The sequence below is a fragment of the Candidatus Methylomirabilota bacterium genome (genome assembly GCA_003104975.1).
GTDB lineage: Bacteria > Methylomirabilota > Methylomirabilia > Methylomirabilales > Methylomirabilaceae > Methylomirabilis.
In genome coordinates this window covers 18,525-38,664 of record PQAM01000015.1, presented here as the reverse complement: position 1 = coordinate 38,664, position 20,140 = coordinate 18,525, and the positions used below count along the sequence as shown (strand labels likewise).

General features: G+C 60.0%; 22 protein-coding genes and 1 riboswitch. Of the genes, 16 read left to right on the top strand and 6 right to left on the bottom strand.

Features of this window, described 5'->3' with window-relative positions; translation table 11 throughout:
• The first annotated feature begins 51 nt into the window (after nt 1-51).
• From C3F12_11745 to sat, 3 genes are all read left to right on the top strand, one after another.
• Entirely contained in the window at nt 52-1,035 is a 984-nt protein-coding gene (locus tag C3F12_11745) for a hypothetical protein (GenBank protein ID PWB43910.1), read from the top strand.
• A 263-nt stretch (nt 1,036-1,298) separates the two neighbouring features.
• Nucleotides 1,299-2,084 (top strand): phosphoadenylyl-sulfate reductase, encoded by a 786-nt coding sequence (locus tag C3F12_11740; GenBank protein ID PWB43909.1) that lies wholly within the window; start codon nt 1,299-1,301, stop codon nt 2,082-2,084.
• A 32-nt stretch (nt 2,085-2,116) separates the two neighbouring features.
• Nucleotides 2,117-3,310: a sulfate adenylyltransferase gene (sat, locus tag C3F12_11735; protein PWB43908.1), complete on the top strand. Its 1,194-nt coding sequence runs from the start codon at nt 2,117-2,119 to the stop codon at nt 3,308-3,310.
• A 76-nt stretch (nt 3,311-3,386) separates the two neighbouring features.
• Here the strand turns inward: sat and C3F12_11730 are convergent, their stop codons facing one another.
• Nucleotides 3,387-4,058, bottom strand: coding sequence for a hypothetical protein (locus C3F12_11730; protein ID PWB43907.1), 672 nt, complete (start codon nt 4,056-4,058; stop codon nt 3,387-3,389).
• Between the two features lie 111 nt (nt 4,059-4,169).
• On the opposite strand from C3F12_11730, the gene C3F12_11725 reads away from it, so the two are divergent.
• From C3F12_11725 to C3F12_11710, 4 genes are all read left to right on the top strand, one after another.
• Nucleotides 4,170-4,409 carry a FeS-binding protein gene (locus C3F12_11725; protein ID PWB43906.1) on the top strand — a complete coding sequence of 80 codons (240 nt, stop codon included), beginning with the start codon at nt 4,170-4,172 and terminating at the stop codon, nt 4,407-4,409.
• Between the two features lie 59 nt (nt 4,410-4,468).
• A riboswitch (SAM riboswitch) is annotated at nt 4,469-4,591 on the top strand.
• Nucleotides 4,592-4,666: 75 nt separating this feature from the next.
• The gene (locus C3F12_11720; GenBank protein PWB43905.1) at nt 4,667-4,903 is read left to right on the top strand and encodes a hypothetical protein; all 237 of its coding nucleotides are present in this window, start codon (nt 4,667-4,669) and stop codon (nt 4,901-4,903) included.
• A gap of 1 nt (nt 4,904) precedes the next feature.
• Complete coding sequence (locus tag C3F12_11715; protein PWB43904.1) at nt 4,905-6,158, top strand: threonine synthase; 1,254 nt, start codon at nt 4,905-4,907, stop codon at nt 6,156-6,158.
• A 71-nt stretch (nt 6,159-6,229) separates the two neighbouring features.
• Nucleotides 6,230-6,508: a molybdopterin synthase sulfur carrier subunit gene (locus C3F12_11710; GenBank protein ID PWB43903.1), complete on the top strand. Its 279-nt coding sequence runs from the start codon at nt 6,230-6,232 to the stop codon at nt 6,506-6,508.
• Nucleotides 6,509-6,532: 24 nt separating this feature from the next.
• On the opposite strand, the gene C3F12_11705 is transcribed toward C3F12_11710, so the two are convergent.
• The 5 genes from C3F12_11705 to C3F12_11685 form a co-directional block, all read right to left on the bottom strand.
• Nucleotides 6,533-7,090: a hypothetical protein gene (locus C3F12_11705; protein PWB43902.1), complete on the bottom strand. Its 558-nt coding sequence runs from the start codon at nt 7,088-7,090 to the stop codon at nt 6,533-6,535.
• 13 nt (nt 7,091-7,103) lie between these two features.
• Nucleotides 7,104-7,556 (bottom strand): hypothetical protein, encoded by a 453-nt coding sequence (locus tag C3F12_11700; protein ID PWB43901.1) that lies wholly within the window; start codon nt 7,554-7,556, stop codon nt 7,104-7,106.
• 120 nt (nt 7,557-7,676) lie between these two features.
• Nucleotides 7,677-8,633 carry a 4-hydroxy-3-methylbut-2-enyl diphosphate reductase gene (locus C3F12_11695; GenBank protein PWB44015.1) on the bottom strand — a complete coding sequence of 319 codons (957 nt, stop codon included), beginning with the start codon at nt 8,631-8,633 and terminating at the stop codon, nt 7,677-7,679.
• A 240-nt stretch (nt 8,634-8,873) separates the two neighbouring features.
• Nucleotides 8,874-9,122 carry a transcriptional regulator/antitoxin, MazE gene (locus tag C3F12_11690; GenBank protein ID PWB43900.1) on the bottom strand — a complete coding sequence of 83 codons (249 nt, stop codon included), beginning with the start codon at nt 9,120-9,122 and terminating at the stop codon, nt 8,874-8,876.
• Between the two features lie 332 nt (nt 9,123-9,454).
• Nucleotides 9,455-9,865 (bottom strand): hypothetical protein, encoded by a 411-nt coding sequence (locus C3F12_11685; GenBank protein PWB43899.1) that lies wholly within the window; start codon nt 9,863-9,865, stop codon nt 9,455-9,457.
• A gap of 212 nt (nt 9,866-10,077) precedes the next feature.
• On the opposite strand from C3F12_11685, the gene C3F12_11680 reads away from it, so the two are divergent.
• The 9 genes from C3F12_11680 (at nt 10,078) to C3F12_11640 (ending at nt 20,138) form a co-directional block, all read left to right on the top strand.
• Nucleotides 10,078-10,854, top strand: a complete 777-nt coding sequence (locus tag C3F12_11680; protein PWB43898.1) for a LamB/YcsF family protein — start codon at nt 10,078-10,080, stop codon at nt 10,852-10,854.
• Nucleotides 10,742-11,521 carry an allophanate hydrolase gene (locus C3F12_11675; protein ID PWB43897.1) on the top strand — a complete coding sequence of 260 codons (780 nt, stop codon included), beginning with the start codon at nt 10,742-10,744 and terminating at the stop codon, nt 11,519-11,521. Before C3F12_11680 ends, C3F12_11675 begins: the two co-directional genes overlap by 113 nt.
• Nucleotides 11,508-12,596 (top strand): urea amidolyase, encoded by a 1,089-nt coding sequence (locus tag C3F12_11670; GenBank protein ID PWB44014.1) that lies wholly within the window; start codon nt 11,508-11,510, stop codon nt 12,594-12,596. Before C3F12_11675 ends, C3F12_11670 begins: the two co-directional genes overlap by 14 nt.
• The gene (locus C3F12_11665; protein PWB43896.1) at nt 12,580-13,038 is read left to right on the top strand and encodes a hypothetical protein; all 459 of its coding nucleotides are present in this window, start codon (nt 12,580-12,582) and stop codon (nt 13,036-13,038) included. Before C3F12_11670 ends, C3F12_11665 begins: the two co-directional genes overlap by 17 nt.
• A gap of 119 nt (nt 13,039-13,157) precedes the next feature.
• Entirely contained in the window at nt 13,158-14,156 is a 999-nt protein-coding gene (gene galT, locus C3F12_11660; protein ID PWB43895.1) for a galactose-1-phosphate uridylyltransferase, read from the top strand.
• Nucleotides 14,157-14,432: 276 nt separating this feature from the next.
• Complete coding sequence (locus tag C3F12_11655; protein PWB43894.1) at nt 14,433-14,771, top strand: transcriptional regulator; 339 nt, start codon at nt 14,433-14,435, stop codon at nt 14,769-14,771.
• An 84-nt stretch (nt 14,772-14,855) separates the two neighbouring features.
• Nucleotides 14,856-16,271: a type I glutamate--ammonia ligase gene (gene glnA / locus C3F12_11650; protein ID PWB43893.1), complete on the top strand. Its 1,416-nt coding sequence runs from the start codon at nt 14,856-14,858 to the stop codon at nt 16,269-16,271.
• A gap of 202 nt (nt 16,272-16,473) precedes the next feature.
• Nucleotides 16,474-16,899 carry a hypothetical protein gene (locus C3F12_11645; protein PWB43892.1) on the top strand — a complete coding sequence of 142 codons (426 nt, stop codon included), beginning with the start codon at nt 16,474-16,476 and terminating at the stop codon, nt 16,897-16,899.
• A gap of 98 nt (nt 16,900-16,997) precedes the next feature.
• Nucleotides 16,998-20,138, top strand: a complete 3,141-nt coding sequence (locus C3F12_11640; protein PWB43891.1) for a bifunctional [glutamate--ammonia ligase]-adenylyl-L-tyrosine phosphorylase/[glutamate--ammonia-ligase] adenylyltransferase — start codon at nt 16,998-17,000, stop codon at nt 20,136-20,138.
• The last annotated feature ends 2 nt before the right edge of the window (nt 20,139-20,140 follow it).

Below are 20,140 nucleotides of genomic sequence, written 5' to 3'. Positions count from 1 at the left end.
GGTGGAAACGATCGGAGCAGGCAGCATACAACAACAGTGAGGGGAGAAGGAATGAAGAGACAGATTGTCAGGCTGGTCCTGTTTGTTACCGGACTGGCCTTAGTCGTGGGCATCACATCATGGGTCAGTCAGGCGTGGGCGTACGAAGCGTGGGTGACGAATCAGGAGGATCATACCGTCATCGTGATCGATACCGAGACCAATAGGGTGATCGATACGATCACGCCGGGCGGTAAGAAGCCGCATAATATCGCCTTTTCGCCCGACGGCGCCTATGCCTTCATTGCGAATGCCGCGTCCAACGATGTGAGCATGGTCGACACCAGGTCGAGAAAGCCGGTTGCCACATTACCCGCTGGGATCAGAGCCCACGGTCCCGCCGTCACACCGGATGGCCGACAGCTTTGGGTGGCGAACCCGGGGTCCAATGATGTGACGGTCATCGATTTGGAGTCAAGGCAGACGGTCGATACGATCGCCGTCGGGAAGGCTCCAGCGCTTGTGGTCTTCGACCCGAAGGGTACGCGAGCCTATGTCAGTAACGGAGGATCGGGAGACCTGTCGGTGATCGATGTGAAAAGCCGTAAGATCATGACGACCATCGAGGCGGGCAAGGGCGCCATGGGAACGGACGTCACGTGGGACGGCAAGCTTTTGCTGGTGACCGCCGGCGATGTGGATCAGATCGATGTCATACATCTTATGAATCACCAGGTTGCCGCCAGGATTGCGCGCGAGGGCGAGCCGCATGGCCTGGTGATCTCGCCTGACGGCAAGCAGGCGTATGTGGCCAATCGTAAGGCCAATGTGGTATCGGTCATCGATTGTAAGGCGTTAAAGATCATTAAAGATATCCCGGCGGGTAAGCGGATCGACATCCTGACCATCACGCCGGATGGTCGTCGTCTGTACGTGACCAGTCGTGATACGAACAGCGTCATTGCTATCGATACGCTCACGGACAAGATTATCGCCGAGATCCCGGCTGGCAAAGATCCGCACGGGATCGCGGTACTTCCTGCGAGTCACCACTAAACCACGCGCGTATCCGTCACTTGCAATAGCGAATACACCGATGAGTATGAAAGTCCGAGGCGAGGACTCCCGCGTTACGGTCGTCATTGCGAGCGACCAACGGGAGTGCGGCAATCTCACCGTCGTTGTCCTGGAGGACTGTGAGATTGCTTCGGCTGCGCCTCGCAATGACATGGGAGACTTCGGGACAACGATATGGTTGTGATCTGGCGTATGAGTGCGTAAATGGCGCACACATTGGAGTATTCCAACAAGGAGGAATCATGGGAGGACAATCGGGAATTCAGGAGACAAGTCAACACAGTCGAAGGTGGTCTGCAGAGGACGTGGCGGAACTGAATCAACGGTTTCGGGGCGCGACACCCCAGACGATACTTCGATGGGCCATTGAGACCTTCGGCTCCAAGCTGGCGTTCGCCAACAGTTTTGGGGCTGAAGATATGGTGGTCACTGATATGCTGTCGAAGATCGAGCCGCCGGTTGCGATCTTTACGCTGGATACGGGCCGCCTGCATGAGGAGACGTACGATGTGATGGAGCGGACCAGAGAGCGGTACACGGTGGCGATCCAAAGCTACTTTCCGGGGCGAGATGCCGTGGAGGCGCTGGAGCGGGAGCGCGGATTCTACTCCTTCCGGCAGAGTGTCGAGGAGCGAAAGTTCTGCTGCTTCGTCCGAAAGGTCGAGCCGCTCGGCCGGGCGCTACAGGGTGTTGACGCGTGGATCACCGGATTGCGACGCGAGCAGGCAGCCACCCGCACCGGCATCGATATCGTGGAGATCGATGCGAGCCACGGCTCCATCGCCAAGATCAATCCCCTCGCGGATTGGACCGAGCCGCAGGTCTGGGCCTATATCCGCGAGCACGATGTGCCCTATAACACCCTTCATGACCAGGGATTTCCCAGCATCGGTTGCTCGCCCTGTACGCGGGCGATCAAGCCGGGCGAAGATGTACGGGCGGGCCGTTGGTGGTGGGAAAGCCCCGTGACGAAGGAGTGCGGATTGCATCTTGACAGCCGGAAGGGCGATCACGGTCAGAACAGCTAAGGCGAGCAGCCGAAATCGGGGGAGAAGAGATTATGGCGGAATCGATAGAAGTGTCGAGGAACGGAGCGTCGACGCCGATCGCGCCTCATGGTGGGCGGCTCGTCTCGCGGGTGCTGACGGGGGAGGCCAGGGCCGATGCGGTCGGCAGGGCGCGGGATCTGCCGGTCATCTCGCTGAATGCGAGAGCCATCTCTGATGTAGAGTGTCTGGCCACCGGTGTGTTCAGTCCGCTCGAAGGGTTCATGACTCGGGCCGACTATGAGGGGGTCGTTCATGACATGCGCCTGAAGAGCGGCATCCTGTGGACGCTCCCCATCACCCTGGCCGCGCCTCAGGATGAGGTGGCAACGCTCAAAGAGGGAGGCGAGGCGGCGCTGCTGGACTCGGACGGCGAGCTGCTGGGCCTGCTGTCGGTGGAGGAGATCTTTCCGTACGATAAGCGAGCGGAGGCGTGCCAGGTCTACCGCACTGAAGAGACCCGCCATCCCGGTGTGCAGTACCTCTACCAGCGTGGCGATCTTCTGATCGGCGGGACCGTCAGCCTGATCCGCCCGCCGTCGCTGCCGGGGTTTGAGGACTATTACGGCGTTCCGGCCGAGACGCGCCGACGATTCAAAGAGCGGGGATGGCAGACGATTGTTGGGTTTCAGACTCGGAACCCGATTCATCGGTCGCACGAGTACATTCAAAAGTGCGCCTTGGAGTTGATGGACGGACTGCTGATCCACCCGCTGGTCGGTCGGACCAAGCTCGACGATGTCCCTTCGGAAATCCGGCTTCGCTGCTATCGTGCGCTTGAGGAACGATATTTTCCGAAGGAGCGGGTGATGTTGAGCGTCTTCCCGGGCGCCATGCGATATGCGGGTCCGCGGGAGGCGGTCTTTCATGCCCTGGTCCGAAAGAACTATGGCTGTACCCACTTCATCGTCGGGCGGGACCCGGCCGGGGTCGGCGGCTACTATCATCCGTACGCGGCCCGCGACCTCTTTCTCAGTCTCACGCGCGACGAGCTGGATATCACCCCGCTCTTCTTTGACGAGGCATTCTTCTGCCGTCGCTGCGATGGCATGGCCTCGGCCAAGACCTGTCCGCATGACGCCTCCGAGCGGGTCACGTTGAGCGGTACGCGTGTTCGGGAACTTCTTCGAAGCGGCGAGCCGCTGCCGGAAGAGTTTACGCGTCCTGAGGTTTCCGAGATTCTGGCGGAGTGGATGCAGGGGGTGTGATGAGTGAAGGCAGTGTTAAGTGACTCGTGATCAGTAGCCGGCCCCGAGCCACTAACCACTAAACACTAGTCACTAATCACTCCCGGGTTGGTCGGACGGTCGGGTAGTCGGCGTCAAGCCAGCTACCCAGACCCCCGGTGACGTGACTGACCCTTGAAAAGTGGTGATGCAGCAGGATGCTGGCCGCGGTCGCGCTGCGTAAGCCTTCCTGGCAGATCAGGACGATCTGGTTGCCGGGATCGAGCGACGCGATGCGATGCCGGATTTCGCCAAGCGGGATAAGCAGTGAGCCGTTGATGTAGCCCAACTCCCATTCAAAGGGCTCGCGGACGTCGATCAGCGACAGCGTGGTATCTGGAGCGGTGAGGTGTTGCTGGAGCACGGCGACGGATATCCGTGGCAGCGTAGCGAGCGGAAGCCCTGTGCCATGCCACGGGGCGATGCCCGTTGTCGCGAGGCCAAGAAGAGGATTTCGTTGCACTCCATAAAGGGCGTCATGGGCTGCTTCGGCGATACCCGCATCGTCGGCGAACAGGATGATCGGAGGACCGGGCGGAATCGCGGTTGCGATACGCTGCGAGAGGCTCTTACGGCTGAAGACGACGCTGATGCTTCCCGGGATATGACCCGAGGCAAACTGCTCGTGCGGCCGCAGATCGATCAGCAGGGCGCCGGTCTTTAATGCGCCCATGATCTGATGTGGCGTAAAGGTCGGCCCGTCGATCCTCATGGTGCCGTTGCTCCTCATCAGTGCCGTTGCGGGAAGGATCGGGCTTTACGAGATGCTTACGATAATTTACATTGTACCATATACACGGGGAGTACGTAGAACCTATACGGTCGAGATGCGAGAGACGCAATGACAAAAAGGCGTGTGCACCTGACGTTTACCGGAAAGCTCACCGAGGAGCCGATTCTGTGGCAGTTGAGTCAGACGTTCGATCTGGTCTTCAATATTCGTCAGGCCGATTTCACCGAGGGGATCGGATGGATCATGGCCGAACTCGAGGGAGATCAGCAGTCGCTTGAGAATGGGATCAGGTGGCTGGAGGATCGCGGGGTCCATGTGGCGCCGATCGAGCAGGACGTCGTTTCGTGAGGTGCTTCATTTGTGCTTGACAGCGGAAAGCGGGTTTGATTATATAAGCGCCGTTGGCCTTTTCATCCAGAGTGGCTGAGGGACTGGCCCTGCGAAGCCACGGCAACCGGTTTGCAGCTTGTATTCGCAAACAGTGGTGCCAACTCCTACATCCCTACACAGGGCGGGATGAGAGATGAGAAGGAAGCCGTCGATTTCGACAGCCCCTTCTCGCAACAGTGAGAAGGGGTTTTTCATTTGAGCGAAGGGGACACGAGATGCCAAAACGGATGATTACGCTCATCTACCCGCAGGCACTCATCAAAGAGCCGGTCATCTATCGCCTGTCGAGGCAATTCAAACTCATCCCGACGGTCCGTCGGGCACGGGTGACCGAGCAGACGGGCGAGGTGATGCTGGAACTGGACGGCGAGGAGGATGCATTGAATAAGGGGATTGCCTACCTGGCCGGTTTGGGGATCAGGGTAGAGCCGACTCCGGGGAAGGGATGCTGAGATGGCGCTGGTAAAAGGATTGAAGTGCAGGGAGTGCGGCAGGCCGTACCCCGCGGATCCCCTGCACGTCTGTGAGTACTGTTTCGGGCCGCTCGAGGTGGACTACGATTATGACGCGCTGCGGGGCAGACTGACCAGAAAGGCAATTGAGGCGGGACCGCCCAGCATCTGGCGCTACAAGGCGCTGCTGCCGATCGAGGGGGAACCGGCAGTCGGACGGTATTGCGGGATGACGCCCCTGGTACGAGCCGACAACCTGGCGCGCGCGCTGGGGATGCGGGAGGTCTATGTCAAGAACGACACCGTCAGCCATCCCACCTTCTCATTCAAGGATCGGGTGGTGGCGGTCGCCGTCACCAAGGCTGTAGAATTCGATTTCAAGGTGATCGCCTGCGCCTCGACCGGCAATCTGGCCAACTCGGTGGCGGCTCATGCCGCCGAAGGCGGACTGCCAAGTTTTGTCTTTGTGCCGGCCGATCTTGAACAGGGCAAGGTATTGGGGACCTTGATCTACAATCCGAAGCTGGTAGCCGTCGACGGCAACTACGACGAGGTCAATCGGCTGTGCAGCGAGATTGCCGACAAATACGGGTGGGCATTCGTGAATATCAACATCCGGCCCTACTACGCCGAGGGTTCCAAGACCTTTGGCTACGAGGTGGCTGAGCAACTCGGCTGGCGGGCGCCTCAGCATATTGTGGTGCCGGCGGCCGGAGGGTCGCTGGTCACCAAGATCTTGAAGGGGCTGAAAGAGTTCGATCGGCTGGGTCTCCTGGATGGCGGGTGCCATACGCGGATGTACGTGGCTCAGGCTGAAGGGTGCGGCCCCATTGTGACCGCCATCAAGGCCAAGAGCGAGATCATCAAGCCTGTTAAGCCGCGGACCATCGCCAAGTCGCTGGCCATTGGCAACCCTGCGGACGGCTATTACGCCTATAAGGCCGTCACGGAGAGCGGCGGGTATGGCGAACATGCCACGGATGAGGAGATCGTAGAGGGAATGAAGCTGTTGGCCCGCACCGAAGGGATCTTTGCGGAGACGGCGGGCGGGGTGACCGTTGCGGCAGCTAAGCGGCTGATCGAGCAGGGACGGATTCCCCGGGACGAGAGCCTGGTGCTCTGTATTACGGGTAACGGGCTGAAGACCCAGGAGGCGGTAGCCTCATCATTGAAGGTTCGACTGCACATCAAACCGACCCTTCGATCATTCGACGAAGCGATGGCGTCTCACGATCTTGACGTGACGCCACGATAGCGTATGGAAAGAGCTCGGCACTGCGAAATCACAGGTATCGTGGCAAGGGATCATGGAAAGGAGCCGAATCGATGAGTGTCAAGGTGCGCATTCCAACCCCATTGCGTGGTCTGACCAGCGGACAGGGGGAGGTTGAGGGACAGGGTAATTCCATCAATGAGCTGATTGAAAATCTGGAGCAGTCGTATGTCGGTTTACGGGAGCGGATCTGTGACGATTCCGGCAGCATTCGCCGCTTCATCAATATCTATGTGAACGAGGAAGATATCCGATTTCTGCAGGGTGTCTCAACGCCGCTCAAGCCGGGTGATCTCGTCTCCATTGTGCCGGCTATTGCCGGCGGTTACTGAGGGTGCGGAGATCGGGGGGATTGGTCATTTCGGCGAGGTTCGATCGAACCGCTTAATCACCTCGGAGCTGATGTCGAGGTTCTTGTCGAAATACAGAATACCGGGGCGCTGCGCCTCCAGAATGACGGTAAAGCCTTTTTCAGCGGCGTAGGCTTTCAGGATCCCATCGAAGCGGTTGGCCAGATCCTGGATGCTCTCCGTCTCGGCGTTTTTCAACTCCTCCGTCTTATCCTCGAGGAGACGCTGAAAGGTTGCGCCGTCACGCTCCAGCGACGCGGTGCGGTCCTCTCGTTCTGCAACCGTGAGCCGAGGCAGCGCCGCGTCAAGCTCCTTCTGGCGCGCGGTCAGCTTGGCCTGCTCGGCCTTCATCTCCTTTTGCAGCTTTTCCGCCAGCTTTTCCAAACGGGCCTTGGCGGCCTTTCCGGCTTTGGAGCCAAGGGCGACCTCCCGAAAGTCCACGACGCCAAGCTTGAGAGCCTGCTGACCGGATACCGTCTTCTGGGCTGCAAAGGCGAGGTTCGGTACCGCGCAGGCGATGGCGCATCCGGCGAATATGCCGGCAGCACGCGATCTCATCTTCATCGGTTCGGTTCCATCAGAGGGCTAAGCGGTCGGGCAGGGGCGGGGGTGGTGTGGGCGCCGCCTGTGGCGGCAGGGTAGCCCGAATCCGACGATCGGTCTGCTCGAAGATCAGGGGCGGCCACCAGACAGACCAGGTCCAGACCCCCGAAAGATCGCCCCTCGTCAGGACCTCCACTTGCGATTGCGCAGGTCCCATATCCCGGACAGCGACATACACGATTTCTCCGAGGCTCTGTTCCCGATAGGCCGTAGAGACGTACGTCAGGCGGGGATTGGAGTGGCTTGGCAGCAGATCGGTCGGAAAAAAGTGAAGATCGCGAAGCGCCAGGTTGACGGCCACAAGCGTCTCCTTCGCAGGGCGCGGGTACGACTTGACGACTCGACCGGTTCCGGCAAGGGTCGCGCAGCCGGTTATCGCCAGCAGCAGTGACAGCATCAGGATTGATCGGCGGTTTCGAGGGCGCATGTGACTGTTTTCACCTCTCTTCTTCCCCTGGTGCGTCATCTCGTCGGTTGGCCATCCACCAAGCCAGCACGACCGTCAGCCCCATTAATGCCGGCGTGATGCCGTATGCGAGGGTAATGATCAGGATCTGCCGCACGCTTGTCGTTCCATAATGAGTTCTTGAGGCAGGCCGAAATTGACCTCCTCCTTGATTGGTTCGATCTCTTCGATATTAGTTACGCCCAGTTCTTTGAAATAGCTGACGACACCCTGGACCAGGTGTTCGGGGGCTGATGCTCCGGCTGTCACCCCAATGACCCGCGTTCCCTTGAGCCAGGCCGGGTTGATCTCGCTGACATCGTCGATCAGGTAGGCCTGAACCCCGACCCCTTTGGCGACCTCGATCAACCGTTTGGAGTTCGAGCTGTTCTGTGAGCCCAGGGCCAGGATCAGATCGACACGCGAGGCCAGCTCCTTCAGCGCGGTCTGACGATTCTGGGTAGCATAACAGATATCGTCCTTGGGCGGTGCGGCCAACGCCGGGAACTTGTGTTTGAGGGCGTCAATAATCCCTCTGGTGTCGTCCAGGCTGAGCGTAGTTTGCGTAATCACCGCGACCTTGGTAGGATCGGGAACGTTCAACTCCTCCAACTGCTCCACCGACCCGATGACGGTGATGGCGTCCAGGGCCTCGCCGGTTGTCCCGATTACCTCATCGTGTCCCTTGTGGCCGACCAGGATGATCGAACGACCCTCCTGGGCAAACTTGATCGCCTCATTATGGACCTTTGTGACCAACGGGCAGGTCGCATCGATGACCTTCAACTGTTTGGCGGCCGCCTGCGCGCGGACCTCCGGAGAGACGCCGTGGGCGCTATAGATGACCAGCGCCCCATCGGGAACCTCGTCCAGGTCATCGACGAAGATGGCGCCCTTTTTCCGAAGCTCATCAACGACGTGGCGGTTGTGTACGATCTCCTTCCGGACGTAGACCTGTTCGTCGTACAGTTCGAGGGCGATCTTCACCACATCGATGGCGCGGTCCACCCCGGCACAGAATCCTCTCGGCGTGGCCAGGATCAACTTTTCAACGGTCACCGACATACCCCCGTAGCAACTCATGGCTCCATTCAGACTCAGTGAACGCGGATCACGAACATCGCAGGCATCATAGCAAGGGCGGACGAGACTGTCAAAACCCCTCAGAGCTCCATTTCCTGATACAGATTCTCCGCCAGAATCGCAACGCGCTTGCCGGTGAGCCTCACGGCATCCTCCCTGCGACTTTGCGCTCAATAGAGACACGCGATCCCCCTTTCGGGGGACATACTCCGCCATCTACCAGATCTCTCGACCGACGGGATACCTCCAGTCGAGTTCTTTCGCCTTGTAATCCTTTGGGATGCGCCGGACCAGTTCGCGCAAGTTGTGTCCGCCTCGCACTCGGCGCAGCGCGGTCACAACGAGAGTACTGTTACGCACTGCGACATCTACTGCATCGCCGATCTTAATTTCGACCTCCGAGAGCAGTTGCTTGCTCAAGCGGATCCCTTGACTGTTGCCCCACTTCTGAACTCTCGTGATCAACGCACTCCTTCCTGTGGCGATCCGTAGTATAGTTCCGAAAGTCTCCCGTGTCATTGCGAGGGAGCGTAGCGACCGAAGCAATCTCACCGTTTTTCACAGCATCAAAAACGGTGAGATTGCCGCGCTCCCGTTGGTCGCTCGCAATGACCAGCCAGTGACGGGATAGGCTTGCAACAAACTGTCATCCCCGTGGGCTCACCAGTGGCGCATGCGGTATTTCCGCGAAATGAGGAATCCAACACAGGAAGACTGGGTTCCGGCTCACGCCCGCGTGCGCAGGCGTGAGCCGGAATGACGTCCGGATTTCTGCGACGGATGTCAGACCCGCGACACTAGACGCCGAGGACCTTGGCCGCGCGCCGGAGGTCCGGTTGCTTGACCCAGAGGATGGCGCCGTACCGGCCCGCGCCGGCGCTGACGGCCGTGGCGGCGGTGACGTTGATCTTGGCATCGGCGAGCTTGGTCAGAACGTCGGCGACGGCGCCGATCCGATTCTCGCCCTGAATAAGAAAGCCGCTCTTCTTCTTACTCAACTTGCACCCGGCCTTTCGAGCGCACTTCGTAAAGGCCGCCGAATCGGCGGGGATGAAATCGAGTTGGGCTCGCCGTCCCTTGGGAAACCCTGAGAAGGCCAGCAGATTGATCCCCGACTCCTTGATGGCATTCAGCGCACGCGCCGCCTCGCCGGGCTTGTTGGGGGTCTCAATGTAGAAGTAATCGACACGGGTAATCGTTTCAGCCATGGTCGTCTCCTTTCAGTAGGTGTTGTGTTGGACGGTACTGTTCCATCATGGAACACCCGGCGCTCTGATCGCCCGGCACGCTTCTGCTCAAAGAGCTTTAATTGATTGCCACGATATTGTAAAATTCACCCTATGTCAACTGCTTCAAGGCGTGAAACGGGGTGCAGTGGTGGCAGAAGGTAGCTACGGGAGCCATCCATACTGAGGCGGCGGTGCGACTTGATCTGAATAGCGACGTCGGAGAGAGCTTTGGCGTCTGGACAACAGGGAATGACGAGGCGCTGATGCCCTATCTGACATCGGCGAGCATTGCCTGCGGATGGCACGGCGGGGATCCGCGGGTGATGCGACAGAGTATCAGGCTTGCAAAGGCTCATGATGTCAAGGTGGGAGCGCATCCGGGGCTTCCGGATCTGATTGGTTTTGGTCGGCGGTCGATGCAGCTTTCTCCGGAGGAGGCAAGAGACTATCTGGTCTACCAGGTCGGGGCGCTCCGGGCCTTTGTACAGGCGGAGGGGATGCATCTTCAGCATGTCAAGCCTCATGGTGCGTTCTATCATATGGCAGCTCATAATCGGCACCTGTCCGAGGCTATTTCGCAAGCGGTCGCCGAGGTTGACCCCGCCTTGATCCTGATAGGGCCTCCAGACTCCGAACTTGTGAAGGCCGGACAGGCGGCTGGACTACGGGTAGCGCGGGAAGGGTTCGGCGACCGCGCGTATAACGAAGACGGGAGCCTGGTATCTCGATCGGTGCCCGGCGCCCTGCTTACCGATCCTAATGCGGTCGCCGATCAGGTATTGATGATGGCCGAGGGAAAGGTCCGGGCCATTACCGGTCGCATGATCCCTATAGCGGTGGATACCGTCTGCCTGCATGGAGACACCCCCGGGGCGCCCGCTATTGCGAAGAGACTCCGCGAGCGGCTCGCATCGGCGGGGGTCCAAACCATGGCGTTGGAGGAGCTTCTTGTCGGTCAGGTTTCTTGACGGCGGAGAGAGCTGTCTGGTGGCGGAGTTGGGCGACACCATTGACATCGCCTTGAACCGGCGGGTTCGGGCACTGGGCCTGGCGCTCGAACAGGCAAGGGTAAAAGGGGTCGTGGAAGCGGTGCCTACCTATCGATCGCTTGCGATCTATTACAATCCGCTCGTGATCAGCCGCGAGGCCTTGAGACAATGGATCGGCCGGCTCGACGATTCGGTCGAGAGCCTGGTTGAGCAGCCGCCCAGGTTGATGGAGATCCCGACGATCTATGGTGGGGCATATGGCCCCGACCTCGAATTTGTGGCTTGCCGTAACGGCCTTTCACCGGACGAGGTCGTCCGTCTCCACGCGGATCCGACCTACCATGTGTACATGCTGGGCTTCATGGCGGGGTTTCCCTATCTTGGCGACCTTCCGGCACGACTTGCGGCCCCTCGACTCTCCACGCCGCGGCTGAAGGTGCCGGCCGGCTCCGTGGGGATCGGCGGGGGACAGACCGGCATCTACCCGATCGAGAGCCCGGGGGGCTGGCGCATCATCGGTCGGACACCCCTTCGTCTCTTCGACCCGTCTGCGGCGAAGCCGACACTGCTGCTGCCGGGCGACCGGGTCAGATTCGTCCCGATTACGCAGTGGCCCTGTGCAGGGGGCGAGCCTGGACGCCTTTGAGGTGATGGAGCCGGGGGTGCTGACGACGGTCCAGGATCTCGGTCGGACCGGCTATCAGCAATACGGCGTACCGACCTCCGGCGCGATGGACCGGACTGCGTTGCGGGCCGCCAATCTCCTGCTTGGGAATGAGGAGGGATGCGCAGGGTTAGAGGCGACGATGGAGGGGCCGACGCTTCGCGTGCTGACCGATGTAACGGTGGCGATCGTGGGGGCCGACATGCAGCCGCGTGTGGACGGAAGTCAGGTTGAGTACGGAGCGGCTGTCGGGATCCATGGCGGGCAGATCCTGCAACTTCAGCGCGCCCGGCACGGGTTACGCGCCTATCTCGCTGTTGCCGGGGGGATCGATGTGCCGGTTGTGCTCGGCAGCCGTTCCACCTGCCTTCCCGCCGCATTCGGCGGTTTCCAGGGCCGGGCGCTGCGTCGGGGTGATCGCCTTGCGATCGGCCCGGCGGGACGGCAACCTTGGACGGTCGGTGACCGGCGGCTGCCTCAGGGGTGGCTGAAGCCGACAGGTCAGCCCCTGACGGTGCGTGTAGTCCTTGGGTTGCAAGACGATCACGTTACCCCGGAGGGGATTCGCGCCTTTTTAGATGGATCCTATCGTTGTACCTCGCAGATGGACCGTATGGGCGCCAGGCTTCAGGGACCGCCGATCGCCCATCGATCGAGTGCGGATATTGTCTCCGACTCGACCCCGCTGGGGGCGGTGCAGGTGGCGGCCGACGGTCAGCCGATGATCCTCTTGGCAGATCGACAAACGACCGGCGGTTACACCAAGATCGCAGTGGTGATTCAGGAAGACATCTATCGGCTGGGCCAGGCGAGACCGGGCCAGGTTGTCCGGTTCCGCCGGATCTCCCTGGCCGAGGCATGCGTCGCTCTCAGACGCTACGAGGAACGATTTGAGACATTGGGCCGGACATGGCGAGGTCTGTCGAGACCACGGAGCAGCTACAGGTTATCCCTTGGGGCCGGATCGTATCAGGTTGGCGTCGAGAACGAGGGCAGGACGTACCGAGTCAGTCTAGGGGGGGTGGAGAGGACATCCGAGGATGCAGAAGAGCTATAACGGGTTGATGGGATGCAGTGTGATGAAGCGGCTCATGCCGGCGGGCGTCGGCGTGTTAATGTTGTCGGCATGCGCAAGCTGGCGAATACAGCCCACCGCGGCGGGACCGGGCGTACCGATTATTTCGAACCTCCAGGTCGAACCGGCGAAGGCGAGGGTTGGAGAGACGGTGAGGGTTACCTTCGACTTTGAGGATACCGATGCCGATGTGGTAGAGGCTCATATCTTTCCGTCCGAGGTTCGTGAGTGGGTCTACAGGCCGGCGTTTGCGCCGAAAGTCGTGAGTCTCAAAACCGACACGTACGGCCTGGCCGTCGGGAAGGTCGAAACAACCCTCAAGTGGGACACGGAGGGGATCAAGATCGTCGAGGTATTCGTGATGGATGAACGAAGTCACACGAGCAACGCGTTGCGGGTGCGGATCCCGGTGACGCGCCGATAGATGGTGACGCGCCGACGGTATGCATTCAGCGCCTTTCCATTGACATTCCCGAGGCCGTGATTTAGTGTAATACGGTTTGTCGGCCAGGAGATCTCGAGCGAGAGGAGACGTAGAACCGGATGCCGCAGCTCCGTAAGGATCCTATTACGTCACGATGGGTGATCATTTCGACCGAACGGGGAAAGCGCCCGTTGGACTTTCCGGTTCCGCCGCCGTCCAGACAGGTGGGATTTTGCCCGTTTTGTCCGGGCAATGAAGACAAGACACCCCCCGAGGTCCTGGCGTATCGGAAGAACGGGAACGCCTTGGATCGTACGGGCTGGAGTCTGCGGGTTGTCCCCAACAAGTTTCCTGCACTCCAGATCGAGGGGGAGCTGGATCGGGCCGGTGACGGGATCTACGATAAGATGCACGGGTTAGGGGCTCACGAGGTGATCATCGAGTCCCCTAACCACAATGACGTCCTCTCCGCCATGCCGGAGCAACAGGTGGAAGATGTCCTCTGGGCCTACCGGGATCGGATACTCGATCTGAAAAAGGACGATCGTTTTCAGTACATCTTGATCTTCAAGAACCACGGCGAACAGGCCGGTGCCTCCCTGGAACATCCTCACTCGCAGCTTATTGCCACCCCTATCGTTCCAAAGCGGGCGAGAGAGGAGGTGGATGGCGCCAAGGCCTACTTTGAGTATAAGGACCGATGTATCTTCTGCGACATGATTCGCCAGGAATTGAAACAAGCGCTGAGGGTGATCGCCAGAAATGACGAGTTTGTGGCCATTGCGCCGTTTGCCTCGCGCTTCCCGTTTGAAACGTGGATTCTTCCCAGAAGGCATGAGCCGTTCTTTCATGATGCGCAGAAATACGATATGGTGAGCTGCTCACGAATCCTGAAGGAGGTTCTTGGAAGAATGAATCAGGTGCTCGGGAATCCACCGTACAATTACCTGATTCACAGCACACCGCTTCAGGAGACCGCTACGAATCACTACCACTGGCACATCGAGATTATGCCGACGCTTGTCAAGGTCGCAGGTTTTGAGTGGGGGACAGGCTTTTACATTAATCCTGTTCTTCCGGAGGATGCGGCCAAACATCTTCGTGAGGCGCGACTCTGATTGCCTGATAAGTGAGCAGATCGACGAATGAGTGCCAAACCATTAGGCACGATCGGAGGTTCAATAAGCGGGAACATTACCGGTGAGGCGTCAAATAGAGTATTTTAGTGGGTCGCAGTGCGATCCCGCAGCGTGGAGTAGATCGAGAAGTAGATCAAGAGGTATGGCATACGATTTGCTGATTTGACCGGGTGGATGTCCAGGGCGAGGGAGTCGTGTCGGGGACGTGAAATCCCCGACGGGGAGGCAAACGCCTTCAGAGACGGAGGATGGCGGATGAAGAAGATTGAGGCGATCATCAAGCCCTTTAAATTGGACGAGGTAAAAAGCGCGCTCGCCGAAGTTGGTATACAGGGCCTTACTGTAAGCGAGGTCAAAGGTTTTGGTCGACAGAAAGGACACACCGAACTGTACAGAGGGAGTGAGTACACCATTGACTTTCTGCCCAAGGTGAAGATCGAGGTGGTCGTCCCGGACGATAAGTGCGATAGAGTTGTGGATACGATCCTCTCTTCAGCGAAGACCGGTCGAATCGGAGACGGCAAGATCTTCATCGTATCGATTGATGAGGTGGTCCGGATTCGGACCGGCGAGCGGGGTGAGGCGGCTATCTAAGGGGGAGCAGCGGAGTGGACCTGACCGCTCCATGAACTGTTCAACGGTGAACTGTTCGATCCGAGAAGGAGGAAAGGCAATCCTATGACACCGAAGGATGTCGTCAAGCTGGCGAACGAGCGTGGAGCGAAGATCGTTGATTTCAGGTTCATTGACCTGCCGGGTCTGTGGCAGCATTTTTCTATGTCCGCTCAGGAGCTGACGGAGGATCTGTTTACGGATGGGATCGGGTTCGACGGCTCCTCGATCCGTGGTTTCCAGCAGATCCACGAGTCGGATATGCTCCTGATTCCCGATCCGGCCACGGCGATGATGGACCCCTTTGCTGGCGTTCCTACCCTGGTTCTGATCTGCAATGTCATGGATCCGGTGACGCGGCAGCTCTACAGCCGGGACCCGCGGTATATTGCGCAAAAGGCCGAGGCCTACCTCAAGTCAACGGCTATAGCGGATACCTCCTACTTCGGCCCGGAGTTGGAGTTCTTCGTCTTTGACGATGTCCGATTCGATCAGAGCTTCCAGCACGGCTACTACTTCATCGACTCGGAGGAAGGGTTTTGGAACGCGGGGAAGGACGAAAAGCCGAACTTGGCCTACAAGCCCCGCTATAAGCAAGGCTATTTCCCCGTACCCCCGATGGATAAGCTCCAGGACCTTCGCTCGGAGATGATGCTGGCGCTCGAGTCGGTCGGGATACCGATTGAGGTCCACCACCATGAGGTGGCGACTGCCGGCCAGTGCGAGATCGACATGCGGTTCGATACGCTCACCAGGATGGCGGACAAGGTCCTGTGGTATAAGTATTGCGTCAAGAATACCGCCCGCAAACACGGCAAGACCGTGACCTTCATGCCGAAGCCGATCTTTCAGGATAATGGCTCCGGCATGCACGTCCACCAGAGTCTCTGGAAGGGGGGCAGGAATACCTTCTGGGAGCTTGGAGGGTACGGTGATCTCTCGGCGACCGCCCGCTACTACATCGGGGGACTGCTGAAGCATGCGCCCGCGCTCTGCGCCTTCATCGCCCCGACGACGAATTCGTACCGACGGTTGGTCCCCGGCTATGAGGCGCCGATCAACCTGGTGTATAGCCAGCGCAACCGATCGGCCGCCGCCAGGATCCCCCTCTATTCCAAGAGCGAGAAGGCCAAGCGGATTGAGTTTCGGACGCCGGACCCAAGTTGCAACGCCTATCTGGCCTTCAGCGCGCTGCTGATGGCGGGTATCGACGGTATTCAAAATAAGATCGACCCCGGCCAGCCGATCGATAAGGACCTGTATGAGTTGGAACCGGAAGAGGCCATGGAGATCAAGCAGTTGCCGGGGAGCCTCGGCGAGGTCCTGGATGTGCTGGAGACCGATCATGAGTTCCTCCTGAAGGGCGACGTCTTCACCTCGGACCTGATCGATACGTGGATCGACTACAAGCGGAAGAACGAGGTCGATCCGATCCGGCTTCGCCCTCACCCCTGGGAGTTCGCCCTCTACTTCGATATCTGACCGCCGCTGCCTCTGCTCGCCGCTAAACGGTCCCGGATAGACCATCCTGGACCGTTTTGCTTTTTCCGGGTGTAAGGACCAATGCCGGTCATCGCATTCCCGGACCATCGACGCGACTTGTGAGACCCGGAGTCGCCGTGATAATATGAGGCTGTCTGGGGGTAGCCGACGTTCGGCCTCAATCCGAAGAGGAGGAGCAAAGATGAAGCGTGCAGGTGTATGGCTGGTTCTGCTGACCTTCGGGATCTCGGTTGCGGGTTGCGCCACAACGGAGCGGCCCGGCTATTATGCCTATCCCCAGAAAGGGCAGACCGCCGAGCAGATCAGCCGCGATCAATACGAGTGCCAGGAGTGGGCGAAACAACAGAGCGGGTTTGATCCATCCGGCGCGGAGACGGCGAAGGGCGCGGGGGTAGGTGCGGTGGTCGGCGCAGTTGTGGGTACGGCGGCAGGCGCCGCCATCGGTGCGGCGACCGGGAGTGCGGGTCGAGGTGCGGCGATCGGCGCGGCGACCGGCGGGATCGGCGGCGCCCTGAGCGGTGGGAGCGGCGCCTACGCGCGGAACAAGGATGGGTACGATCGGGCCTACGCGGCCTGCATGACCGCACGAGGGTACGTAGTACGATAACCTTGGTCTTTGAGCGGACCTGTGGCTTTTTACGAGCGGAGACAGTCGCGCTGTTTCCGCTCGTTGTTTTTGAGTTATGACATGGCCGGAGGTATCCGATGAATACGCCGGTGGTACCAGGCGTTGAGGTGCTGGCGGCCGCCGGTTGCCGACATCCCGAACAGGCCAGCCAGAATCTGCAGCGCCTGGCCGGCCCGTTGCACCTGGCGTCGCTTCAATCGATTCTTCCGCTGCTGCTGGATCGTCTGGCCAATCTGGCCGATCCGGATATGGCGCTGAATAACCTGGAACGTTACGCCGACGCGGTCATCGACCGGGGATTTCTCTTTTCGCTCTTCCGCGACAGTCCAAAGTCACTCGATCTGTTGCTCACGCTCTTCGGCAGTTCGCAGCATCTCTCCGACGGCCTGATCCGCTATCCCCAAGACCTGCACTGGTTGTTGGAGCCCGGGCTGCTCCGGCGGGCGAGGTCTAAAGAGGAGCTGATCGACGAACTGGATGGGCTACTCTCGCGGGCGACCAGCCGGGCGCGGGTGTGGATGGCGCTTCGGCGATTCAAGATGCGGGAGACCCTGCGGATCGGGCTGCAGGATCTCCTCGGCAACCTGAATCTTACGGGCGTCACGCAGCAACTGTCGCTCGTGGCCGACGTAGCCTTGCAGCGCGCCTATGAACTCTGTCGCGCCGAACTTGTGCGCCGGCATGGTGAGCCGCGGTGCGAGGGCTCTTCTGGGAATGAGGGCTGCGGATTTACGATTATCGGGATGGGGAAGCTGGGCGGCGAGGAGCTGAACTTCAGTTCGGACATCGATCTGATGTTCATCTATGAGGCAGAGGGGGAGACCGCGGGGGTCATCGGCCCATCAGGCGCGCTCATCGGCAGGGTAAGCAACCACGAGTTCTTCGCTCGCCTGGGGGAGGGCGTGATTCAAGCGATCGGCGACCTGACGGGGGAGGGACGCGTCTTCAGGGTCGATATGCGGCTTCGACCAGAGGGGCGGTCGGGTCCGTTGGTCTATTCGCTCAGGGGGTATGAACTCTATTACGAATCATGGGGACAGACGTGGGAACGTATGGCCCTGATCAAGGCCAGACCGGTGGCCGGCGATCCGCTGCTGGGAGACGCGTTCGTCAAGCTCGTCGCACCGTTTATCTATCGTCGGTCGCTGGATTACAGCGCCATTGGAGAGATCCGGGCGATGAAGGACCGGATCGATACCAAGATCGGACGGGGTCAGGAGACCTTCCGTCACGTCAAGTTGGGCTATGGCGGGATCCGTGAGGTCGAATTTATTGTTCAGACCTTTCAACTTCTGTATGGTGGCGGAGACCCATGGATCCGTGAGCCCAATACACTCCGCGCGCTGCAGCGACTGGCTGATCGCGGGCACATTACGACCGACCAGCATGCGACGTTGGCGGAGGCCTATACCTTTCTTCGGACGGTCGAGCATCGTCTCCAGATCCTCCACCATCTGCAAACCCATACCCTGCCGACCGATCAGGATGGGGTTGTCAAACTGGCTCGGCGCCTCGGGTACTCCCCTGATCGGACGCCTGACCCGGTGTCGGCCTTCCGGCAGGATTATCAGCGGCATATCCAGGGGGTCCGACGGGCCTACGACTGCCTGTTGCGGGAGCCCACTCCGGGTGAAGAGGCGATCCCCTCCCATCCGCTCGCTGATTTTCTGGATGGACGGGCGGATGAGGGGGTTGTACGTGAGCCGTTGGCGGCATCCGGGGTGGCGGATATTGATCGCGCGCTTCGAACGCTCCTCATCTTGCGCGACGGTCCGCCCTTCAAGCATACGACAGCCGGCGTCCGCCGAACCCTGGCCGCGTTGGCCCCTACGCTGATGGAGGGCCTGAGCCTGGCGCCGGATCCGGACCTGGCCCTTCTGCAGTGCGAGCGGTTTATTGAAGGGGTTGGGTCCAGCGCCGGTCTGTACGACCTCTTCAAGCAGGCGCCGCCCGCGCTCGTCGACCTGATGCGTATCTTCGGCTCGAGTGAGTTTCTGTCGCAGATTCTGATTCGACACCCGGCGCTGATGGACCTGCTGCTCCTCCCTGAACAGGCCGACCACAATCGATCCGGTCGGGTGGCCGAGGAATGCCTGAACATGGTCGCTGCTGCGCCGCCGGGGAGCGCCCGATTGGACGCGTTGCGGCGATTGAAGCAGGCTGAGGAGTTTCGAATCGGCGTCCTGGACCTGCTGGGAAAGGCCGATCTGGCTGATGTCAGCCGCGCCCTGACCCGTCTGTCCGATGCGTGTGTGCTGACAGCCTGTTGGTTGGCCCGGGAAGATCTGCAGTCACAGTACGGGCTTCCGTCCTCCGGCGGGTTCGTGGTGTTGGGCCTGGGTAAATGCGGGGCCGAGGAGATGGGGTATGGGTCCGATCTTGATCTTGCCTTTGCCTACGCACAAGAGGGCACGACGACAGGCGGATCTCGGGATGTGACCCATGCCGACTATTACGAGCGCCTGGCCGACCGGATCTGCAAGACGCTGACGACCATTACCAAGGAGGGTACGGCCTACCGGGTTGATATCCGATTGCGACCGGGCGGATCGGCCGGCAGGATGGCGCAGTCGTTCGCCGCGTTTGAAACGCACTTCACCCATACGGCCGAGGTGTGGGAGCGTCAGGCGTATTTGCGGGCACGGCCGATCGCGGGCGATCCCGACATCGCAGGGCCGTTGATCGCTGCGTTATCCGATCTGATCTATCGACCGATTCAGGCGGAGAGCCTCGCGGCCTACATCACGGCAATGCGGCGCCGGATGGAACTGGAGCTCACCAGAGAGAAGAGCGGCGAGCGCCATGTCAAGTTGGGGAGTGGCGGGATCGTTGACATTGAGTTCATTGCCCAGTTTTTCCAGCTTGCGTACGGGTCGACCCACCCAGCCCTACGGACACACAACACGCTCGTTGCCCTGGAAGCGGCGCGTCAAGGGGGTCTGCTGGCCGACGCGGATGTCTCGCAGCTCCGCGATGCCTACCGATTCCTTCGGACGGTGCAGAATCGTCTTCGGATCGCCGCCGATCGGGAAACCTCCGTGCTGCCGCAGGACCCGGGTCGAGTGAATCGTCTGGCGCGACGTCTTGGATATCGCGCAGGTGGGGATGAAAGTCCGGGACAACGGCTGTTGACCGACTACCAGCGTTATACGGAACAGGTGCGGGGGATTTACGAGGCGACCTTCCGTCGGTATAATAGCGGTGAACCGGGACACTGACG